The sequence below is a fragment of the Chitinophagaceae bacterium genome (assembly GCA_030053935.1).
Lineage (GTDB): Bacteria > Bacteroidota > Bacteroidia > Cytophagales > JASGCU01 > JASGCU01.
The window spans coordinates 53,796-75,125 of the sequence record JASGCU010000002.1 but is presented as its reverse complement, the minus strand read 5'-3'; the positions used below and the strand labels follow the sequence as shown (position 1 = coordinate 75,125).

Sequence of the window (21,330 nt, the reverse complement as noted above, 5' to 3'; positions counted from 1 at the left end):
GTTTATCTGGTAATTAAAATTATTATTTTATTTCAATTTCCAACGCTCCGAAATCATTGTAGAACCTTGTATTAAAAACAGAATAGTCGTATCCTGTGCTTGCAGTACCTTTTTTTAATACAACCCCATCGGTTCTAATCGGCAATTCGGTTTTTTGATTATCTGTAATTTGGTATGTGTCTAAATTTATGTTGTCAAATTTTTTAACATCTTTTGTGTTGAGAATATAAAAATGACACTTTTTTTCTTTTGTATCATTAAAAATTGCAATCCAAACATAAAACACTTCTTTACCCATATCATACCTAATTTTAGGGTGGAAACTAAATTTTCGGACATCGTCTTTTTCGGTTTTAATACCCTCCGAAGTTTTTACTTGTAAATACCGCGAAATGACTTCCAACTCCGTTTCTTTACAATGCTCACAAAGATTAGTAACGCATTTAACATTTTTTTCATTGCGCATAGTGTAGCGAACATATTGATTACTGTATTTTTTACAGTTTGGGCAATAGTATTTAGTAATTGTAAAATCAATACCTTCGTCAATATAAGCTCTATGAACTTGCCAACCAAGTTCGTGCAATTCCATTGACAAACGCATTTCGCCGTAAAGTCCAATGACTTGTTTTTTCTTGTCGTCTAACTCATTCATAATAAATCTATTTCTGAAATTTGTATATTTTTTTTATCAAATAATTCGGTTTGTAAGTGTTTTTTTAAATTTTGCATACTACTTTTTTTAAACATTTCTTTATTTAATTCTATTCCCACTCCAATTCTTCCGAATTGTTTTGCTGTTATTACAGATGTAAAACTACCACCAAAAGGGTCTAAAACATATTCGTTTGGATAAGAATACATTTGGACAGCAAATTCGGGAATTTCAGCGGGAAATGGTGCGGTATGCCCAAGAGTATTTTCACCTTTTGAATTTATTTTTATAACGGGATTTATTTTTATTATATCCCTACGCCATTTTTTTATATATTCTTTTTCAATAGCAAATTTTTCTTCTTGTCTTCCTTGTGTCGTAATTGTTTTAAGCGAAAATCTTTTTCCTCGATTTGCCTCACTTCGTTCAAAGCATTCTAAATTTTTACATTCCCAACTTTTTATTCCAATTTCAGAATACGCATTTCCATTTACTTTTAAACATCCACAAACAGGACAAGGATATCGTGTTGCATCGTTTCTGTGTTTATGAAAAATAAAAATATGCTCATAACAATTCATCGGGTATTGATAAAAAGGATACGGCTTGTTTCCGTTCTTGTGTCGTTCACTTTGCACTTCGCCTTTGTCCCAAATAAAATCATCAACAAATGTAAAGCCCTCTTCTTCAAATATTTTTGTAAAGTAAGCCCCAAGCGGAATACGACGTTTTCCCCAAGTGGAAGTAGTTGCAATATTATCGTTATCAAAAATATCACCAACATTAAAAACAAAAACACGATGGTTATCTAATACTCTATACGCTTCTCTTATAATTAACCGCATATCATCTAAATAATTATTTAAGTTTTTCCATTGAGAGTATTCACGAGCATTATAATATGGGGGAGATGTAACCATTACATGTATTGATTCTGATTTCATACCACGCATTGCTTCAAGACAATTTCCCCAAATAATTTTTATACCATCGTCTTTCGCTTCAAGAAAATCAACAAGTTTTTTGTTGATTTTTTTATATTGATTTTGATAATCTTGCTTCACAAGGTCAATATAAATTTTTATAAAACTATCAATAATTTCTTTTGTGTTTGTATATTCTTTTAGAAAACTTACTTTTTCAATACATTCATCAAAATATTCTTTATTTGAAAATGTTTTTTGTAAATAAGAATGGCTGATTTCAATAATTGTTTCAATATACGGTTTATTATTTATCATTATTTTTTATAAAAAAACACATTTTGTTATAATATTTTTAATTTAGCAAATTGTAAAATAAGTGTTTTTTCTCCATATTGTTCAAATAAAATGGTGGTTTTTTTCTCTACCCCTATAGATTCTATTTTTATTACTTTCCCCATTCCAAATTTTTGATGTTCTACTCTCATACCCAATTCTAGTTTAGATGTATCACTATGAACAAAATTTTTTGATGGAGCATTGTTTATTTTATTGAGAATACTACTATTATTATGAGTATTAAAGTTATTTCTTTCAAAATTTTGAACGCTGGATGCTACTGTTATTATATTATTTTCTGTTCTATTACTATACTGTGGTTTATACATTTTTATGTATTGTTGGTCTATTTCTTTTAAGAATCTACTGGGTTCGGAATGTTTTGAATAGCCAAATGAGAATCTACTTTGTGCGTAGCTTAAATACAGATATTTTTCTGCTCGTGTAAGTGCTACATAAAATAATCTTCTTTCTTCTTCTATTTCTTCTTTTTTCCCCATAGAAAGAGCCGATGGAAAGAGTTCCTCTTCTAAGCCTACCACATACACTGCTTTAAACTCTAAACCTTTTGCACTGTGAACGGTCATAAGGGATACATAATCATCGTTTTTTTCGTTTTTCATATCGGTGTCAGTTAATAAAGATATTTCTTGTAAAAAAGAGGAGAGGCTTTTATCTATACTTTCATTATTTTCTACAAATTCTTTTATACCGTTGAGTAATTCTTGTATATTTTCTGCTCTTGCAATACCTTCGGGGGTCTTATCATCATACAATTCTCTAAAAATACCGGAATGTTTTGCTATATAATGAGCGAGTTCATATGCATCTAATTCTTTTTCTTTTATTTGAAATGTTTTTATAAGGGTTACAAAATGGCTTATAGTTTCTGCATTTCTTTTACTCAATACATTGTGAATATTTTCTTCCATTACATTCCATATATTCAGCCCTTGTTCGTCTGCGGATACTATTATTTTATCTATGGTAGTATCCCCTATCCCTCTCTTTGGGAAGTTAATAATCCTTCGCATTGCCTGTTCATCATTTGTATTCAAGGTAAATCTAAAATATGCTAATAAATCTTTGATTTCTTTTCGTTGGTAAAAAGATATACCCCCTATCACTTTATATTTTATATTTATTTTTCGGAGAGATTCTTCTATTACACGGGATTGAGAATGTGTTCTGTACAATATAGCAATTTCTTTATTTTGATATTGATTATTCATTTTAGTTTCAAAAACACTACTGGCTATTAACCTTCCTTCTTCTGTTTCTGTCATTGCTTTTATAAGTTCTATGGATGCTCCGCGTTCATTTTCTGTCCATACTTCTTTGTGTATTTGGTGTATATTTTTCTTTATAATAGAGTTGGCTATATTTACTATGTTTTGAGTAGATCTATAATTTTGTTCTAATTTTATAATTTTTGTGTTGGGAAAATCTTTATTGAAGTTTAAAATATTTTCAATAGTAGCTCCTCTAAAAGAATATATACTCTGTGCGTCATCTCCTACTACGCATATATTTTTATATATATCTACTAATAATCTTATTATGAGGTATTGGCACATATTTGTATCTTGAAATTCATCTACCAATACGTATTTAAATTTATTTTGGTATTTTTCTAATGTGTTTGGATAATCTCTGAATAAAATATAGGTATTGAAAAGCAAGTCATCAAAGTCCATTGCCTGTGCTTTAAAACATCTTTCGCAATACATTTGGTAGAGTTTTCCCATCATCGGTTTTCCAAATTTTGCATCGTTTTCAGTGGAGTATGCGTCGTTTTGATATGTTTTCCAATCTATGAGATTATTTTTAGAATGTGAAATACGGGAATATACACTATTGGGTTTATAGACCTTATCATCTAAATTTTGTTCTTTCAGTATATTTTTGATGAGTGTTTTTGAATCTTCGGTATCGTAAATGGTAAAATTACGGGGGTATCCAATTTTTTCAGATTCTATTCTCAAAATTTTTGCAAAAAGTGAATGAAAAGTTCCCATCCATATATTATATGCTTCTGTTCCACATATAGTTTCTATGCGTTTTTTCATTTCTTTTGCTGCTTTATTGGTAAATGTAAGTGCCATTATAGAAAAAGCATCTACTCCCTTTTCTTTAATAAGATATGCTATACGAGTTGTTAATACTTTTGTTTTTCCTGAACCTGCTCCTGCTATTATTATAGTAGGTCCTTCTGTTTCTAAAACCCCTTCTCTCTGCTTTTCATTTAATTCTTCTAAGTAATCCATTTTTATTTTTGTATATCACCTCGTAGTATTCTATAACGTTTCCTTGCCTCCGTTACATACATACTTCCTGGATATTTGTGTATTAATTCTGTATAATATTTTTTAGCATTCTCTTGGTCTTGTATGTATTCTTCTAATATTTTTGATTTCAAAAAAAGTGCATCGTCAGATAAAATATCATCCGCAAAATTTTCTATTATAAGGTCATAATATTCTATGGCTTTCATATAATTTTGAAATTCTATTTCTATCTTAGCGAGTTGAAACCATACTTCATCTCTTATTTCATGATATGGGTATTCTTTGAGCAATAATTCTAATTTTTCTTTTGCTTGTTTTTTTTTATTTTGAAATAATAAAAGTTCTATCTCTGCAAATTTTTTTACTGGTTTTTCAGATGTATCTGAAACAGTATTATTATGTATCATAGATGCTAAAAAAAGAGCATCATTTGATATTTCTCTGCTTGTAGCTGCTTTTAATATATTGAGGTGTGCTTCTGCTAATTCAAAATTCCCTTGGTAATAGTGGAGTTTTGCATTTTTGAGTTTTGCTTCGTATCCTATGGGTGTTTCTTTATTTTCTTTTTCTACCTGTGAATATAAAAGCGATGCTTCCCATGGTTCGTTCAATAATATGAATATATCCCCTAAATCCATTTTACAGTATGCGTAATTTTTTTTGTCTCTATTTCCATTTTGGATGATATCTTCTATTATTTTTTTTGCTGTTAACAATTCATCTAAGTAAAAAGCGTAGAGTAATGCTTTTTCTCTTTTTATTTCATGAGTCAATGCAATATTTTTCACTTCTTTTAACAAAGAATCATATTCTTGTATAACCATTGTAATACTATCTTTTGAAATGGGGTATTTTTCTTTTACTAAAAGTTCTTTGCTTTTTATAATAAGATGTTTTGCGGGTATAGAGTGTACTCCATTTTTAAAATTATTACATATCCATTCTGCTATGTGAATAGTTTCTTGATATTTTTTATTTTCAAATGTTATTTGTGCTATATGAAAAGCACGAGTTCCTCCGTTTTTTTCTCTCCTGTCTAATGATTTTACTTGAATAAAAGCGTCTTCGTATTTTTTTTCTTGAATATAAAGCCATATAAGTAGTTCTGAAAACACTTTTATTTGTGGATTTTTTTGTATTCTTTCTAACAAAAGCATTTGAAATTGTTGTCTGTGTTCTTCTTCGGTAAGCATATTTTGTAAATTATTTTCTACATATTCTATTTGTTCGGGGTATTGTTCTAAAAAAAATATGTATTCGTTAAGCATGGGTTCTATTTTTTTTAGTATGCTCCATATATTTGCTAGTTCCAAAGAATAGGAATCTTTTTTTTTACTTGCTTCTCTTGCAGTGAGATACAATTTTTCGGCATATTCTCTCAATCCTTTGTTTATTAAATATTTTCCGACTGTTTTTACTGTATTCTCATCATTTTTCACTTTTTCTATAAGTTCTTCAAATTTGATATTTGCTTTGTTATCGTTCTCTTGTTTTATATATATAGTAATTTCTTCTACTCTATAGTTATATAAAATGGGATTTTTTTTTATCTGTTTTTGAATATACTGAATGGCATCTTTATAAAGTGCTTTTTGTATCATTATATCCATATAATTTTCATGAATAAATGGAATATTTTTGTCATTTATAGCGAGTTCTTTATAAATATCTATTGCTTTTTTAAAATCGTCTTTTTTGTGATATTCCTCTGCTAATTGTATTTTTTTATAATCTTGTGGGTATATATTTTTGAATGATAACAATAGTATCAATAATACTAATATTTTTTTTTTCATTTTTTATTCACATTTATAGGTGAGTAGTATTTATAATTATATAGTATATATATGAATTGTTGTTATTATTATATATGTTAATATGTTAATATATTATTGTAGTATTTTGTAACATAACTCTTTATGGTAGTTTCATAAAACAAAATAATTATTAAAAAATCATAAGTAATTGATTATCAGTTATTTATAATAATACACATAAAGTAGTACTTTATACACATAAAAACAAAAAAATGTGGATAAAAATAGATATTATTTATTTTATTAACATTATAAAATAATTTTGAACAATAATATAACAATTTGAAATACAATAACTTATGCATTATTTAGAAAGTTATATTTATATTATCAATGGTCCAATTAGCTCGTATATTTATAAATGTATCATAAAAAAAGACAGGTTCGTGCTGTCTTTTTTCTATTATATTCGCATTTTCCCATATTCCATTTTCATTACTATCTATTAATATACGAAATGAATAATCACCGGGTGGAATAAGAGAGAATGTAAAATCTTTTGTATGAGGGATCTCTTGTATTACTTTGTAATCTTTATTTATAAGTTGTAAAATATATTTTTTTTGAGAAGTGTTTATTTTTCCTGAAATAATACCATAGTTTTCTGTTTCATAAAAAGAATAAAGGAAAGATTGGGTTTTTGGAGTATCTAAATCTATAGAAATAATACATTGTTTTTGGAAAGAGATGTAAAAAGAATTTTCTTTTATTTTTGAAAAGGTATTTATTTTTTTTTTTATTGTGGTATAGTATGGGGAAGCGGTATCCTTTTCTATTTTTGAAAATTCTTTTTTGAGAGAGTCCGTTTTATACCGTATGAAATTTTTATTGAGTTTGAGCATAAAAGAAACTATGTTTTTATTTTCGTTCCATATAACGTGAGATGTGTCTAATGGTTGTTTATATGGGACGCTATCGTAAGTGATAAAAACTTTGTTCCAATTAAAAAGAAGGAGTGGTTTTGAAAAAGTAATAAATATTTTTTGAAGTTCTTCGGTTTTATTGTTAGGATTGAGAGAGTAATAAAATGGTGTTTTTTGCTTTTTGGAGGGTTGAAATTTTAGAAAAAAAGTATCTATTTTTGTGCAAAAAGTAGTATCAAATACCTGTAAGATAATTTTAGCACTATCAAATTTTTTGGTTCTGTTATAAAATCTTACAGTTGTTTTATTCTCTACAAAGGCATATCTGTATTTAGGTTGCTTGAGAGAATCTTGTTTTGCAATAATTACTTTGCATTTTACAAGTGGTTTATTGTATTTTACATCAAAATATGTTCCGTTGGCTTTGCTGAATATTTTTTTTATTGGACGTATATCTATGGTGGATAGTTTTATTTTTAATGAGTCAGTATTTTGTTCTATTTGTAATGTATCTTTTATAAAACCGGATGGTTCGGTATCGGGTTCGGCTTTTGAGTTTTTATTTTTATCTTCAAAAGCAAATAGAATGTAATATCCTTTTTTTATATTTGTAATACGAAAGAAACCTTTTTCATTCGTATAAGCAAGGTAAAGGGGCTTGCAGTTTAGGATATTACAGGTGTCTTTGGAGTAAAAAAGAGAGACGGTGGCATTATTTATAGATTTATTGTTCATTAAATCCGTTACTACTCCGTTTATAGAAAGAGTATCAATAGTATTTCCTGTGGAAAAAGAAAGAGTTAGGTTTTTTGCTTCATTTTTTTCTCTCGTATCAGCAATAGTATTATTAAAATTTAAGGTATAGGTAGTGCTGTCTTTCCAGTTTTTACGAAATGAAAGTATGAGAGTTTTATTTGATATGGTTTGTTGAAAAGTATTATCATAGTTTGGGGTTATGATAAGATTATTTTTTAGGTTTTTTTCTTGAATACTTTCACTAAAGGTAAGTATAATTTTTTTGTTTTTGAAATTTGTAGAGTTGTTTTTGGGAATGGAAGCAATAAGAGTCGGTGGAATGGTGTCTTTTTTTCCTCCGGTGAGAGATGACTGGCTTGCACAAGAACAAAATAAATAGAGTATACTATAAAAAATAACTATCTTAGTAGATTCTAGATTGGTAAAAAAATAAAATAATAACATAATATTATTTTGGTTATTTTTGATATGTGTTCATATTTTTTTCGCTCTTAAGAGCGTTTAGAATGGTAAAATAATAACATAATATTTATTTTAGTCATTTTTGATATATGTTCAATTTTTTTTAAAATTAAACTTGTAAAAATGATAAATACTTCAGAATGCCGGGATTGTTTACGTAAATTGCATTGAGGAAAAGATAAAGTTATATGTCCCCACTGTTGAGGAAGCAATTGTCGTAAAAAAGGAAATGGTAAATAGAAGCCCATTGCTAAACTTACTATTGTAAAAGCTGTAGTATATATTTTGATGATATTACCAATACCATATTCAGTAAAAGTCATCAACTAATAGAAAAAGAGGTAATGTTAATATATTCATAACCTAAATATTTCAGCAAAACAAATATAGCACAAAACGATACTGTTGTGAAACTACATAAAAAAAACTATTTATTTCTATCAAAAAGAATCATTGTATGGCTTATTATACATAAATAAATAAAAAATGCTTATTTTAGCAATAAAATAAGCAAAACAAATAATTATGAAAATAAAGACAAACCAACAAGGGTTTGGTATTTCATAGTAAGAAGAAAAAAGATTTTTTATTTGAAGGGAGCAAAAAAAACACTTCGAAAAATTGAATAAAAACTAAAAAGTTTGTTGCAGACACTATTTAACAATAAAAAACAAATAATACAATGATTATAGGAATACCAAAAGAAATAAAAAACAATGAGAATAGAGTAGGCGCTATTCCGAGTGGTGTTGCAGAATTAATAAAAAGAGGACATGATGTGTACGTTCAAGAGTCAGCAGGTTCGGGAAGTGGTTATAGTGATGAAGATTATCGGATAGGAGGAGCATCTGTATTACCTACTATAGATTCCGTATATGAAAAATCTGAAATGATTATAAAAGTAAAAGAACCCATTGAAGAAGAATATACATTAGTAAAAAAAAACCATCTGTTATTTACATATTTTCATTTTGCATCCAATCAAAAACTTACTAAAGCTATGATAGATAATGGAGCAGTATGTTTATCCTACGAAACAGTCGAAAAAGAAGACAAATCACTTCCGCTCCTCGTACCAATGTCTGAAGTAGCGGGGAGAATGTCTATCCAACAAGGTGCAAAATATTTAGAAAAACCAATGGGAGGAATGGGAATTTTACTTGGAGGAGTCCCCGGCGTACGACCCGCAAAAGTATTAATCATAGGAGGAGGTGTGGTAGGAACAGAAGCAGCAAAGATGGCAGCAGGTTTTAACGCAGATGTTACTATACTTGATATAAGTTTGGAAAGATTACGTTATTTAGATGATATAATGCCAAAAAATGTAAAGACCCTTATGAGTAATGAATATAACATCCGAGAACTTATCAAAGATCATCATCTGATTATAGGAGCTGTTCTTATACCGGGAGCAAAAGCCCCCAAGCTTATTACCAAAGAGATGCTTGCGTTTATGAAAAAAGGAACGGTTATGGTAGATGTTGCTGTTGACCAAGGAGGATGTTTTGAAACTACCTATCCTACCACCCATCAAAACCCTATTTATGAAGTAAGTGGAGTAATTCATTATTGTGTTGCTAATATGCCAGGAGCAGTTCCTTATACATCTACCATTGCACTTACTAATGCTACCATTCCTTATGCGGTTAATTTAGCAAATAAAGGATGGAAACAAGCATGTAAAGACCAAAAAGAACTCAAATTAGGACTTAATATTATCCATTCTCATGTTGTGTATAAAGCCGTATCAGAGGCATTTCATACCCCTTATAAAAATGTAGATTCTCTATTGGATTAAATAAAACTGATACCATAAAAATAAAAATAACGTATTAAAGCAATGAAAAAAATAATCATATTCTTAGGGGGGAGACCCGAACAACAATACCAAATCATACTTCTCCTCTTAATGGGATTTTTTATGGGCGTATTTATTGCCATGTACCAAGTAGGAGTAGAAACTCTATTCCTTCTTAGTATAGGGAAAGAATATTTAGTTCCTGCTTTAATAGTGAGTGGAGTATTAGGAGTAATGGGAACTTTATGCTTTGTCCACTATCAAAATACCTTAAAATATTCTTCCATAACTATCACTATACTTTTTTTTATTTTTTTATTAGTATTCGGACTACAGATTATTCTGAAACTAACGGGTGATGTTCGGATAACCTTTATTATGTTTACTCTTTTATCACCTATAAAAGCATTAACATTTTTAGTTTTTTGGGGAGCTTTCGGAAGAATTTTTGATATTCGTTCGGCGAAGCGACTTATAGGAGGGATAGATTCGGGGCAGCTCACTGCTACTTTTATTACTTTTATGGTTATTGCTTTTCTCAAAAATTTTGACCTCATTAGAACTGAGAACCTATTAAATGTATCTGTGGTTGGAATACTATGCCTCTTTATTACCTCAATTATATTGGTTCGAGATTTTAATATAGATACAAAAATACAAAACAAGAGCACCCAATTAAATAATAAAATATCGTATAGTTTTTTATTCAGTAATAATTATTTGAAGATTCTTTGTTTTTTTCTCATAGCATCCACCGCTACAAAATTGCTGATGGAAAACGCATATTTAGGAGCGATGGACATCAGATACACAGAAGAAAAAGACCTTTCCATTTTTCTATCCTTTTACGATGCCGCTGTCGTGGGGATGACATTTATTATTCAAACAACAGTCAGTGATTATATATTAACCAATTTTGGAATAAAAACATCTCTTATGATTATGCCCTTTGTCCTATCCATATTTTGTATAGGTTCTGTTATCACAGGGCATATATACGGTTATCAAGAAAATGATAGTGACTATCTTTTTTTCTTCTTATTTACTGCTATAGGAAGAGTTCTTGGCAGCTCTACAAAGGATGCCATAGAAACACTCTCTTTTAAGAATTGTTTTCTCCCATTAAATCCCAAAATACGGTTAAACATCCAGTCCAGAATAGAAGGAGTTGTAAATGAATCATCGAGTTTTATTTTAGGAATTATACTATTAGGATTAGGATCCTTAAATTTTTTTACAACTATCCATTATTTTTACATAAATATTATCCTTTTAGTAACCGTATTAATCCTAGCATCACTCTTGTATGATGAATATAAAATAGCTATTAAGCGGTCTCTTATGTCTCAAAAACAAGAAATAGAAAATGTCAATAAAAATAATATAGAGGCATATATAATGAATAATATTATTCTGAACCTACAAGAAAATCACTACAATAATGCTATTATAGGACTCAATATATTAGAAAAAATAGATGTTATTCTCTATAAAAAATACCTCATATATCTTTTGGAATTTGATAATATAAAAATAAGAGAATTTATATACACCAAATGCTTTGAGTATAATAATTTCCATTATTTAGAAGAAATTAAAATCTTTGCTGAAAAAGAAACAATACCCGTATTAAAAGAACAATCTAAAAAATTAGTAGAATACCTCGCTCATAATAGATCATACCTTTTAGATTATACGGAATCAAAAAAAATAACACAATCAACTAACAAAAAAAACAAAATATTTTTATCTCAATTGCTTTCACAAATAAAAAAAGACGATAAGCATTTGCTCTTACTCATAGATCTCCTAAAAGATTCAGACCCTGATGTAAGAAAAGCAGCCATTATCAGCACCACATCTCTACACTACAACGAATTATACCATTTACTTATAGACAACCTTTCTACCCATACTTACTCGCTTCTCGCAAAATCTTCCCTTATACTTCAAGAAAACGTCGTTCATTTGATAGACGCCGCCTTCTATAGAACAGAACAAAATAGAGCAACCATGCTTCTCATAGTTCAAATATTAGGACGCATTGGAAACCAAGATTGTGTTAATAGATTATGGAAAAAAACAGATTTTCATGATAAAATTATTGTAAATGAAGTTTTTTATTGGTTAAGCTTTTTAAACTATAAAGCAAAAGGAATTCAAAGAGAACGAATAAAAACAGAAATTCAATCTCTGTTTTCTAAAATAGTATGGAATCTCAATTGCATACAATCCCTTATAAAATTCCGTCATCACGAAGAAACAGAATATCTAACACGATTAATAATAAAATCATTAAAAAACGAAAATGAGAAAAATAATGAGCAAATATTTAATCTCATGATACTACTATACGATACTCAATCTGTTATTTTAGTAAAAGAAAATATCAATGAAAAAAATATAGAAGGTATAACTTTCGCATTAGAAATGCTAGATATTTTTTTAGACGTAGAATTAAAAGAAGTAGCATTTATTATTTTTGATGATAACCATATATCTAATAAAGTAGACAAATTATCAACATATTATCCAATAATACATTTTAAAAATAATGAAGATATTTTATTATCTATCATAAACAGAGGATACAATAATATAAACCACTGGATAAAAGTATTAGCACTATTAGCACTAAAAGAAATGGAACACGTACCTCTGAATCAAAGTATATCTGCTTGTATATTCCATAAAAACAAATTAATATACGAGACAAGCGCTTATATAATTTATAGTAAGGATAAACGAGCATACGAATACTATTCTCAATTATTAGATATAAACATCAAAAAAGAATTAGATAAAGTTTTATTATCAAATAACACACGTACAGAAATACAATCCTATGGGAAAGAAAATACCAAAAAAAAAATAATGCTCCTATCCGAAAAAATATTATTTATCAGCAAAATTTTCCTATTTAAACATATTCCCGAAGACATTCTTGCAAATATAATAGAATCTTTTAAATACGTAATACTAAACGAAAAAAAAATACTCGTAGATCAAAACATAAAAAAAAATGAGTTTATTTACATATTGTTACATGGAGAAGTTCTCTTATATAATGATAGCGAACAAATATTAGATACTTTATACTCAGGTTCTGTTATAGGATTGGATACCATACTAGAATATCAAGCGAATCAACATAGATATATTGCACAAGAAAAAACAGAACTTTTAGTGCTACCCGCAGTAGACTTTTTTGAAGCAGCAGGAAAATATAAAGAGATAGTAACCGCAATATTTTTAGAAACCAAACATCTAAAAGTATTTGAAAATACCATTCAAATAATTTAAATCATTTATAAATACACATAAATGCAGATAGGAACAGAAATAATTATATGTTATACAGAACCAGAAAGAAACACTAAAAAAGAAGAAATTCTATGGATAGAAAGTTTTGAGGATATTTTAAGATCTTATTTGATACAAATAATGCCTGTCCCACTTACAATAAAACTAGTATCTGATGCTTTTATTGAAAAAGAAACATGGAAAAACACACTTGTTTGTATAATTATTGTATCCACTGGTTATAATAAAAAAAATACTCTTGTTCAAAAAATAAAAGAATTTGGAGAAAAATACCACACAGAAGAAAACCGCTCTCTTGAAAAATTATATCCAATAATTGAAGTATTAAAAAAACCAATAGAAGAAGATGTATTCCTAAATGAGTATAAAAACACACAAAAATATGAATTTTATATAATAAATAACATTACAAGGGAAATAGAAGAACTTATTCCTTTTTTAGGAAAAGGGTCAAAAAACCCTTACTGGATGAACATGTTAGATATTGCAAACCATATAAAATATATTTACCATAATTTAAAACACGAAAATCAACAATCAAAAAATACATATCCAGAAAAAGAAGAACTTGAAAAAGAAAAAACAATATACTTATCAATTACAGAACATGACCTTGTAAATCAAAGAGATACTATAAAACGAGAACTGGTACGTTATGGGTATAATGTTTTACCAACAACTCCCTTACCCCAAAAAAATGAAGAAATTGAATCATTTATTATAGAGAATATACAAAAAAGCATTATGTCTATCCATCTAATAGGCGAATATTATGGAACAGAAGCACAAGAAAATAAAATATCTATTGCAGAACTACAATACAACATAGTAGAATCCTATTCTCAAAATATACGAAAACAAACAAATCACTTTTTAAAAAAAATAATATGGATACCACAAAATTTTCAAAACCACTATGAAAAACAAGATATTTTTATAGATAGAATAAAAACAGATATTAATACAGACTATTTTTTAGATATATTCCAAGGAAATATTGCCGAACTTAAAGAATTAATAAAAAAAGAAATACACTTTTTAGGTGAGCAATTTAAAAAAAAAAGACACCAAACATCTGCTATAGAAAAAAAAAAAAGTATTTATGTTATTTTTGACAAAATAGATACCGATATTGCTATTCCTATAGTAAAGTTTTTTAAAGATATGGACTTTCATATTATTACACCTAATTTTGAAACAAATATAATAGAAATGCGAAATCTACATAGAATATACCTACAGCAATGTGATGCTTCTTTTATAATATATGGAAAAATAAACGAACAATGGGTTTTATCCAAAATACAAGATATCCACAGGACCCCAGCTTTTGAAGGAACATATTCTACAAAAAAACACGGAATTTACATTAACAATAATAGCGACCCTAAAAAATTTGAAAACAAATTACTACACGTTACTTATAACAACAGCGATTTTTACCAAAGTATATTATTTCCTTTTATAGATACTATAGAATCTAAATAAACACAAAATTATGAATAATCCAAAAACGACATCGTACACTACGGAAAATATATCTATTCAAGTAAAGGGAATAAACCCATTTCCAGGATTACGACCATTTACTATTAACGAATCTCATTTATTTTTTGGAAGAGAAGGACAAAGTGATGAAGTACTTATGAGATTAGCAGAACATAGATTTGTAGCAATACTAGGATCATCCGGTAGTGGAAAATCTTCTCTTATGTATTGTGGACTTCTTCCAATTTTATACGGAGGATTTGTTACAAAAGCAGGCGCTTCTTGGGATATTATTATTTTTAGACCCGGTATATCACCAATAGAAAATATGGCAGAAGCACTTATCAGCTCTCTACATCCCGAGTATAAAAAAAAATCAAATGAAGAAAAAATGACAAAACAAACAGTCATCTCTTCCATATTAAGAAATAGCTCATTAGGACTTGTAGATGCTATTAATTATTTAAAAAAAGATAAAAACACAAACTATTTTATACTTATAGATCAGTTTGAAGAAATTTTTAGATACAGAACTACTGATAATTCAGCCTATTCACAAGAAGAAGCGAATAACTTTATATCCCTCATCACCGAAGCATTAGAAATTCAAAATGAATCTATTTATATTGCATTAACAATGCGTTCCGATTTTATAGGTGAATGTGCTTTTTTCCCAAATCTCACACAGAAAATAAACGAAAGCCATTATCTTATACCACAAATGAATCGAGAACAAAAAAAACTAGCCATAGAAGGTCCTATTTTAGTCGTCGGAGGATCTATAACTCCTCGGCTCACACAACAACTTTTGAATGATATCGGCGATAACCCCGACCAACTCCCTGTCCTCCAACATGCCCTGATGCGCACATGGCAATATTGGAATGATACTAAAGGACATACAAATGATCCAATAGACATATCTGAATACATAGCAATTGGTACCGTAAAAGAAGCCCTATCCGAACATGCCAATGAGGCATACGATTCTCTTACTCAAGAAGAAAAAAAAATATGTGAAGTACTATTCAAAACCCTCACCGAAAAAAACGCAGAAAATAAAGGGATTAGAAGACCAACAAAACTAAAAACCATCGCAAAAATAGCTAATACTACCCCAATAAAAGTTATAAACGTCATCAATCTATTCAGAGACCCATCCAGATCTCTTCTCATGCCTCCCCATAACTACCCTATTGATGGAGAAACTCTTATAGATATTTCACATGAAAGTATTATGAGAATATGGACAAGACTAAAAGTATGGTTAGAAGAAGAATCAAAATCCGTAGATATGTATTTGCGATTATCCGATGCCGCTGAAAAATTTGTAACAGGAGAAGGAGACCTCTGGAAAATGCCTCATCTACAAGCCGCTCTCAACTGGAAAGAAGAAATAAATCCTACCCCCTTTTGGGGACGAAGATACCATAAAGCATACGAAAGAGTTATGGTGTTTTTAGAAACCTCACAAAGAGAATTTGAAGAAGAACAAAGAATAAAACTCATAAAACAAAAAAATAAAATTAGAGCTTTTAGAATAACATCTATAATATGCGCTGCTGTTGCAATAGTTTTAGTAGGATTAGTTATCTATTCCAGAGATCAGTTAAAAATATCTACAGAAGCTACAAAAGAAGCACTAATCCAAAGAAAAAAAGCAGTGATAGAATCTGAAAAAGCAATTAGCTTTGCAAAAGCTGCAGAAATATCCAAAAAAAAAGCAGAAGAAGAAACTAAAAAAGCACAAGAAGCTCGCTTATATGCCGAAAAACAAACGAAAATAGCACAAGAACAAAAAGAAGAAGCTACTCGGCAAAGTAAAATTGCCCAACAAAAAGAAGAAGAAGCCCAAAAATCCGCACTCATTGCTCAACAAAAAGAAGAAGAAGCCCGAATACAACAATTACAAGCAGAACAAAGTGCAAACGAAGCCCGCCGAGAAAGAGAAATTGCCGAAAAACTAAGATTCCAATCTCTCGCACAATCTCTTGCCGTGAGAGTAGAACAAATAAGAGACCCCGAACTAAAATCTGCTATTGCAAAACAAGCATTTCTCTACGACCGCAAATATTCTTATAAAAAATATAACCCCGATGTATACATGGGATTATTTAACGCTTGGCAAACAACCGAAGGAATAGATATTATAAGATGGAAAGGGCATTCTAGAGGATCTGGAGTATACAGTATAGTCGCAACAAATGAAGGAAATTCTGTTTATTCCACAGGAGGTGATGGAAAAATAATAAAATGGAATATACAAGACCCAAAAAGAAGCTATAAAGTAATTTTAGAAAATAAATTCGAAAATAAATTTCTCGCTATTAGTAAAGATGATAAATACCTCGCCGTAGGAACTAAAGAAAATATAATACTCGTAAACCTAAAAACAGAAAAATCAACCATACTAGAAGAACACCACGGAAATATTAATGATATAGTATTCTTCAAAAATAAACCACAATTTATATCTATCGGAGAAGATCAATATATTCGCATATACAACTATGAAAACTCTACAATCCCACCAATAGAAATACTAAAAGAACATGAAGATGTAAAAGTTATAGATATGAGCAGTGATGATAAAATGTTAATAAGCGGCTCTGCAGATGGAAAAATTATGATATGGGATATAACAGAAAAAAACACCCTCCGTTATAAATACACAATCCCTATCGCAAAAAATACTGTGAATAACAACGCTATTACATGCGTATCAATGAGTAAAAATAAAAAATATATCGCTTTTGGTGATAAATCCGGAAAAATATATATATGGGATATGGAAACAAATAAATTATTTTCTGATATAAATGCTCACTCCAGCAGAGTAAGCAATATAGAATTTAATTCTGACAACTCGTTATTAATCAGCACTGGATTAGATCATACTACAAAACTATGGGTGTTGCAATACATATCTGACCCACCAATAGTATTAAAAGAATCAGAAGAATGGGTATTCGATGGAATTTTTCATGAAAAAACAAAACAAATTATCACAGGAAGTAACGATGATTTTATGAAAGTATGGCCGATAGAACCTGATTTTATAGCAGATAAACTCTGTGCAAAATCCAGAAACCTCACCCAAAATGAATGGAAACAATATGTAGGAGAAAATATTTTATACGAAAAAACATGTCCTAATAAACAATAAATAAACTATATGAGAACATTAGCAATAACATTTCTATCCCTTCATTTTATTTATAATGCATTTGCACAAGAACAAATATCTTGCATTCAAACAATAGAAGACGCAGAAAAACTTTATATCACTGGACATATATCTGAAATACCTAAAAAACTCGAAAACTGCCTCAACGATTCTAAAAATGTATTAACAAAAGAAGAACTTATAAATGCCACTAAAATCGTAATAATGTCTCTTTTATATGAAGACAAATATGCAGAAGCAGACAAATGGATGAAAAAAATCCTCCAAAGGGATAAAGAACACGAATTTAATCCCGATATAGATAAAAAAGAACTCTTTTTTTTAAAAGAAACTTTTAGATACAAACCAATACTCAAGGTAGGAATGAAAGCCATAGGAAACTATCCACATATCATTTCATACGCTTCTTTCGGATTACACAACACCAACGAAATTCAAAAACAAATTCAACCTTCTTTCAGAGCAGGAATAAATCTTTTCATAAAAAAAGATATTCTAAAAAACATCACCATAGGAACAGGAATAGGATTTATGTGGCAACAATTTATCATATCAATACCTATAGATTACAAAACAGACCTCACAGAAACAGATTATATACTCCAAACCCCATTATTTTTAGAATATACTATAAGTCTTAAAAAAATACAACCCTATATAAACATCGGAGCAAACCTTAATTACCTATTCGCATCAACAGCAGACCTACAAAACAGAGCAGGCGGAGGAAAAATCCAAAATATATTCGGAGAAAACTTACTGAAACAAGAAGCCACCCTCAGAAAATCTATAAATATCAGCATTTTTGCAGGAATAGGGATAAAAATACCCATCAATAAACAATGGCATCTGTTTACCGAATTTCAATACCAACATATGACTACTGATTTTATGAACCCTAGTGAGAGATACAATAATCAAACTCTGATACAAAAAGGATCTTATGTAGATGATACCTTTAGAGTGAACTTAGCAACTCTCTCATTTGGAGCCGTAGCATCTATTTATAGCATAAAAAAAATTAAATAAAACGCTTACAAACTACAGAAAGGGGTTCCTAAAAACGGATCTTTTTTACACAATTTTTTCATAAATATTTTGATTCTGATTGATTTTTTTAATAGATATAAAATAAAATATTGAGAAATATTTCTTGAATCCATCAGTAAAGTATACTTTCATTTAAAACACAAGCAATTCTTAATTTATACCAACCATAATAATTGATTTACTTATAAAATATAAATACTTACATCTCAATGAAATAATTTTTACCCCAATTATTTTCGTTTTCAAAATATATTTGTAATATAAATACCCTCTTATAATAAAGTAAATTTTAAAAACACCACCATACCACCACAAGAAACTTAAACTAAAAAAAACATAGTTTTCTTCCATACACTCAATAGATACTAACATTATTCACATATAATATTAAATATAGGTCGTTCTATCGCTTCATAAATGAAGAGGAAAGTCCGGACAACACAGAGCATCGTACTTCCTAACGGGAAGGTATTTTGTCATCAAAACAAAATAACAGACAGTATCACAGAAAAGAAAACCGTCTTTTTAAGATAAGGGTGAAAAGGTGAGGTAAGAGCTTACCGTTTTGATAGTGATATCAAAAGCATGATAAACCTTACGAGTTGAAAGACCAAATAGGATCCGAAAAAAAGCTGCTCGCTTGTTTATTTGTTTCAAATAAATTCGGATTGGGTAGGTCGATAGAGTTGTTTGGCAACAAATAACCCAGATAAATGATAGAAACTCTCAAGAGAACAGAATCCGGCTTATAGACCTATATTTATATTATAATCACACTTAAAAAAAGTAATAATAATGAACCTTTACCCCTCAATTATCAAAGATTTATTCTTTTTTACCCCTATAATAATAAGCATACTAGGAATATTATTACTCTTTCTCATAGATATTTCCATCCCAAAAAATAAATATTCTCTTTTTATAAATCTTTCTATTCTCGTATTGAATTGCATTTTTTCTGGATTCTTTTTCCTCACAAAAACAAAAACCACAGACGTTTATATACTTTTTGACGGAACTTTTATATACGACATATATACAGAGTTCGGACTTATTTCTATAACAATATGTTGCTTTTTGAGTGTTTTTTTCTCCTACTCTTTTTTAAAAACAAAGCACGAATATTTTTATGTTTTTCTTGCCCTATTAACCTCGTCCCTTTTATTAATCACCTCGTCTCATTTTATTTCTCTTTTTATTTCTTTAGAAATGCTATCCGTTTGTTCTTATATATTAGCATGTTTTTCTGATAATAAAAAAAGTACGGAATCCGCTTTTAATTACTTATTATACGGCGTTCTTGCTTCAGGAGTTATGCTATATGCGATGAGTATTTTATACGGTATGGCAGGCAGTATGTACTATATGGATTATCAATTTATAACATCTCTCAGTAGTCAAAATTATAAAGTAGTTTTATTTTTTACATTACTTTTTTTGGTAGGATTATTTTTTAAAATAGGAATATTCCCATTCCATATATGGATGCCAAATGTATTTCAAAATTCTTCTCTTCCATTTGTTGCTATATTATCTACCATTCCTAAAATCGCCTGCTTTTTAGTTCTTTTCAGAATCCTTTCTATTTTTTTAGCGATACCATATTTTTCCCAAATACTTCTTCTTATCGGTATCGTAAGTATAACAAGCGGAAATGTATTAGCACTTATTCAAACAGATATTCGCAAAATGTTCGCTTACTCTTCTATATCCCATTCGGGCTTTTTATTCTTACTTCTTTCTTCTATAAGTAACTTTTCTTTTCATATTTTTTGCTATTACTCCATAGCATTAATAGGTATGAACTTTCTTTTTTTTTTACTAATAGATAAATTGGAACTTTTCCATAAAAAAACCTTTGAATCTATAAGCGGGATTGGAAAAAAAAATATATTACTTTCTCTATTCTTTATAATAGTACTTATTTCTTTGACAGGGTTACCACCCACAGCTGGTTTTTTTGCAAAGCTCTACGTGTTTTTATTTCTTTGGAAAAATTATATACACGGAGATATTTTTTCACTTATTATATTTTTTGCAGCTGTTTTAAATACGATACTTTCTCTTTTTTATTACATAAAAATCCCTTATTATCTTTTTTTAAAAAAAACAGAAGATACTGTAAAAAAAATCCCTCTTTCTTTTGAAAAAGATTATATTTTATATATTTTGACAATATTACTTATACTTTTATTTTTTATGCCTGAAATGATATAAAAAAACAAAAAATATGCACGAAATAAATTTTTCATTAAAACACTCAATAAAATAATCATTATTTTAATAAAAAGTGCAAAATAGCTTTGTAAAAAAGCAAATAATTTTAAAAAAAACTATAATTTTAAAAAAAGTATATAATTGCAAAGATTATATTTTAGTT

General features: G+C 28.9%; 11 protein-coding genes and 1 other RNA gene. 7 read left to right on the top strand and 5 right to left on the bottom strand.

From position 1 onward, the window contains the following. Window positions 1-22 precede the first annotated feature (22 nt). The 5 genes from QM536_00480 to QM536_00460 all read right to left on the bottom strand — a co-directional run bounded on the left by QM536_00480 (window position 23) and on the right by QM536_00460 (window position 8,085). Window positions 23-655 (bottom strand): hypothetical protein, encoded by a 633-nt coding sequence (locus QM536_00480; GenBank protein ID MDI9355489.1) that lies wholly within the window; start codon window positions 653-655, stop codon window positions 23-25. Further along, window positions 652-1,896: a DNA methyltransferase gene (locus QM536_00475; GenBank protein MDI9355488.1), complete on the bottom strand. Its 1,245-nt coding sequence runs from the start codon at window positions 1,894-1,896 to the stop codon at window positions 652-654. The genes QM536_00480 and QM536_00475 overlap by 4 nt, the downstream gene beginning before the upstream one ends. Before the next feature lie 26 nt (window positions 1,897-1,922). Then, window positions 1,923-4,184 carry a 3'-5' exonuclease gene (locus QM536_00470; GenBank protein ID MDI9355487.1) on the bottom strand — a complete coding sequence of 754 codons (2,262 nt, stop codon included), beginning with the start codon at window positions 4,182-4,184 and terminating at the stop codon, window positions 1,923-1,925. Window positions 4,185-4,186: 2 nt separating this feature from the next. Next, window positions 4,187-6,001, bottom strand: a complete 1,815-nt coding sequence (locus QM536_00465; protein MDI9355486.1) for a tetratricopeptide repeat protein — start codon at window positions 5,999-6,001, stop codon at window positions 4,187-4,189. Window positions 6,002-6,330: 329 nt separating this feature from the next. Beyond that, a complete protein-coding gene (locus QM536_00460; GenBank protein MDI9355485.1) occupies window positions 6,331-8,085 on the bottom strand; it encodes an Ig-like domain-containing protein in 1,755 nt (584 codons plus the stop codon). 700 nt (window positions 8,086-8,785) lie between these two features. Here QM536_00460 and ald point away from each other — a divergent pair. The 7 genes from ald to QM536_00425 all read left to right on the top strand — a co-directional run bounded on the left by ald (window position 8,786) and on the right by QM536_00425 (window position 21,167). Beyond that, window positions 8,786-9,901, top strand: coding sequence for an alanine dehydrogenase (ald, locus tag QM536_00455; protein ID MDI9355484.1), 1,116 nt, complete (start codon window positions 8,786-8,788; stop codon window positions 9,899-9,901). Between the two features lie 42 nt (window positions 9,902-9,943). Next, window positions 9,944-13,204 carry a cyclic nucleotide-binding domain-containing protein gene (locus QM536_00450; GenBank protein ID MDI9355483.1) on the top strand — a complete coding sequence of 1,087 codons (3,261 nt, stop codon included), beginning with the start codon at window positions 9,944-9,946 and terminating at the stop codon, window positions 13,202-13,204. A gap of 21 nt (window positions 13,205-13,225) precedes the next feature. Then, window positions 13,226-14,713: a DUF4062 domain-containing protein gene (locus QM536_00445; GenBank protein ID MDI9355482.1), complete on the top strand. Its 1,488-nt coding sequence runs from the start codon at window positions 13,226-13,228 to the stop codon at window positions 14,711-14,713. 10 nt (window positions 14,714-14,723) lie between these two features. Next, the gene (locus QM536_00440; GenBank protein MDI9355481.1) at window positions 14,724-17,879 is read left to right on the top strand and encodes a hypothetical protein; all 3,156 of its coding nucleotides are present in this window, start codon (window positions 14,724-14,726) and stop codon (window positions 17,877-17,879) included. Between the two features lie 9 nt (window positions 17,880-17,888). Next, the gene (locus QM536_00435) at window positions 17,889-18,929 is read left to right on the top strand and encodes a hypothetical protein (protein MDI9355480.1); all 1,041 of its coding nucleotides are present in this window, start codon (window positions 17,889-17,891) and stop codon (window positions 18,927-18,929) included. 411 nt (window positions 18,930-19,340) lie between these two features. Then, window positions 19,341-19,715, top strand: an RNA gene (gene rnpB, locus QM536_00430) — RNase P RNA component class A. A gap of 30 nt (window positions 19,716-19,745) precedes the next feature. Beyond that, window positions 19,746-21,167, top strand: coding sequence for an NADH-quinone oxidoreductase subunit N (locus tag QM536_00425; protein MDI9355479.1), 1,422 nt, complete (start codon window positions 19,746-19,748; stop codon window positions 21,165-21,167). Window positions 21,168-21,330 lie beyond the last annotated feature (163 nt).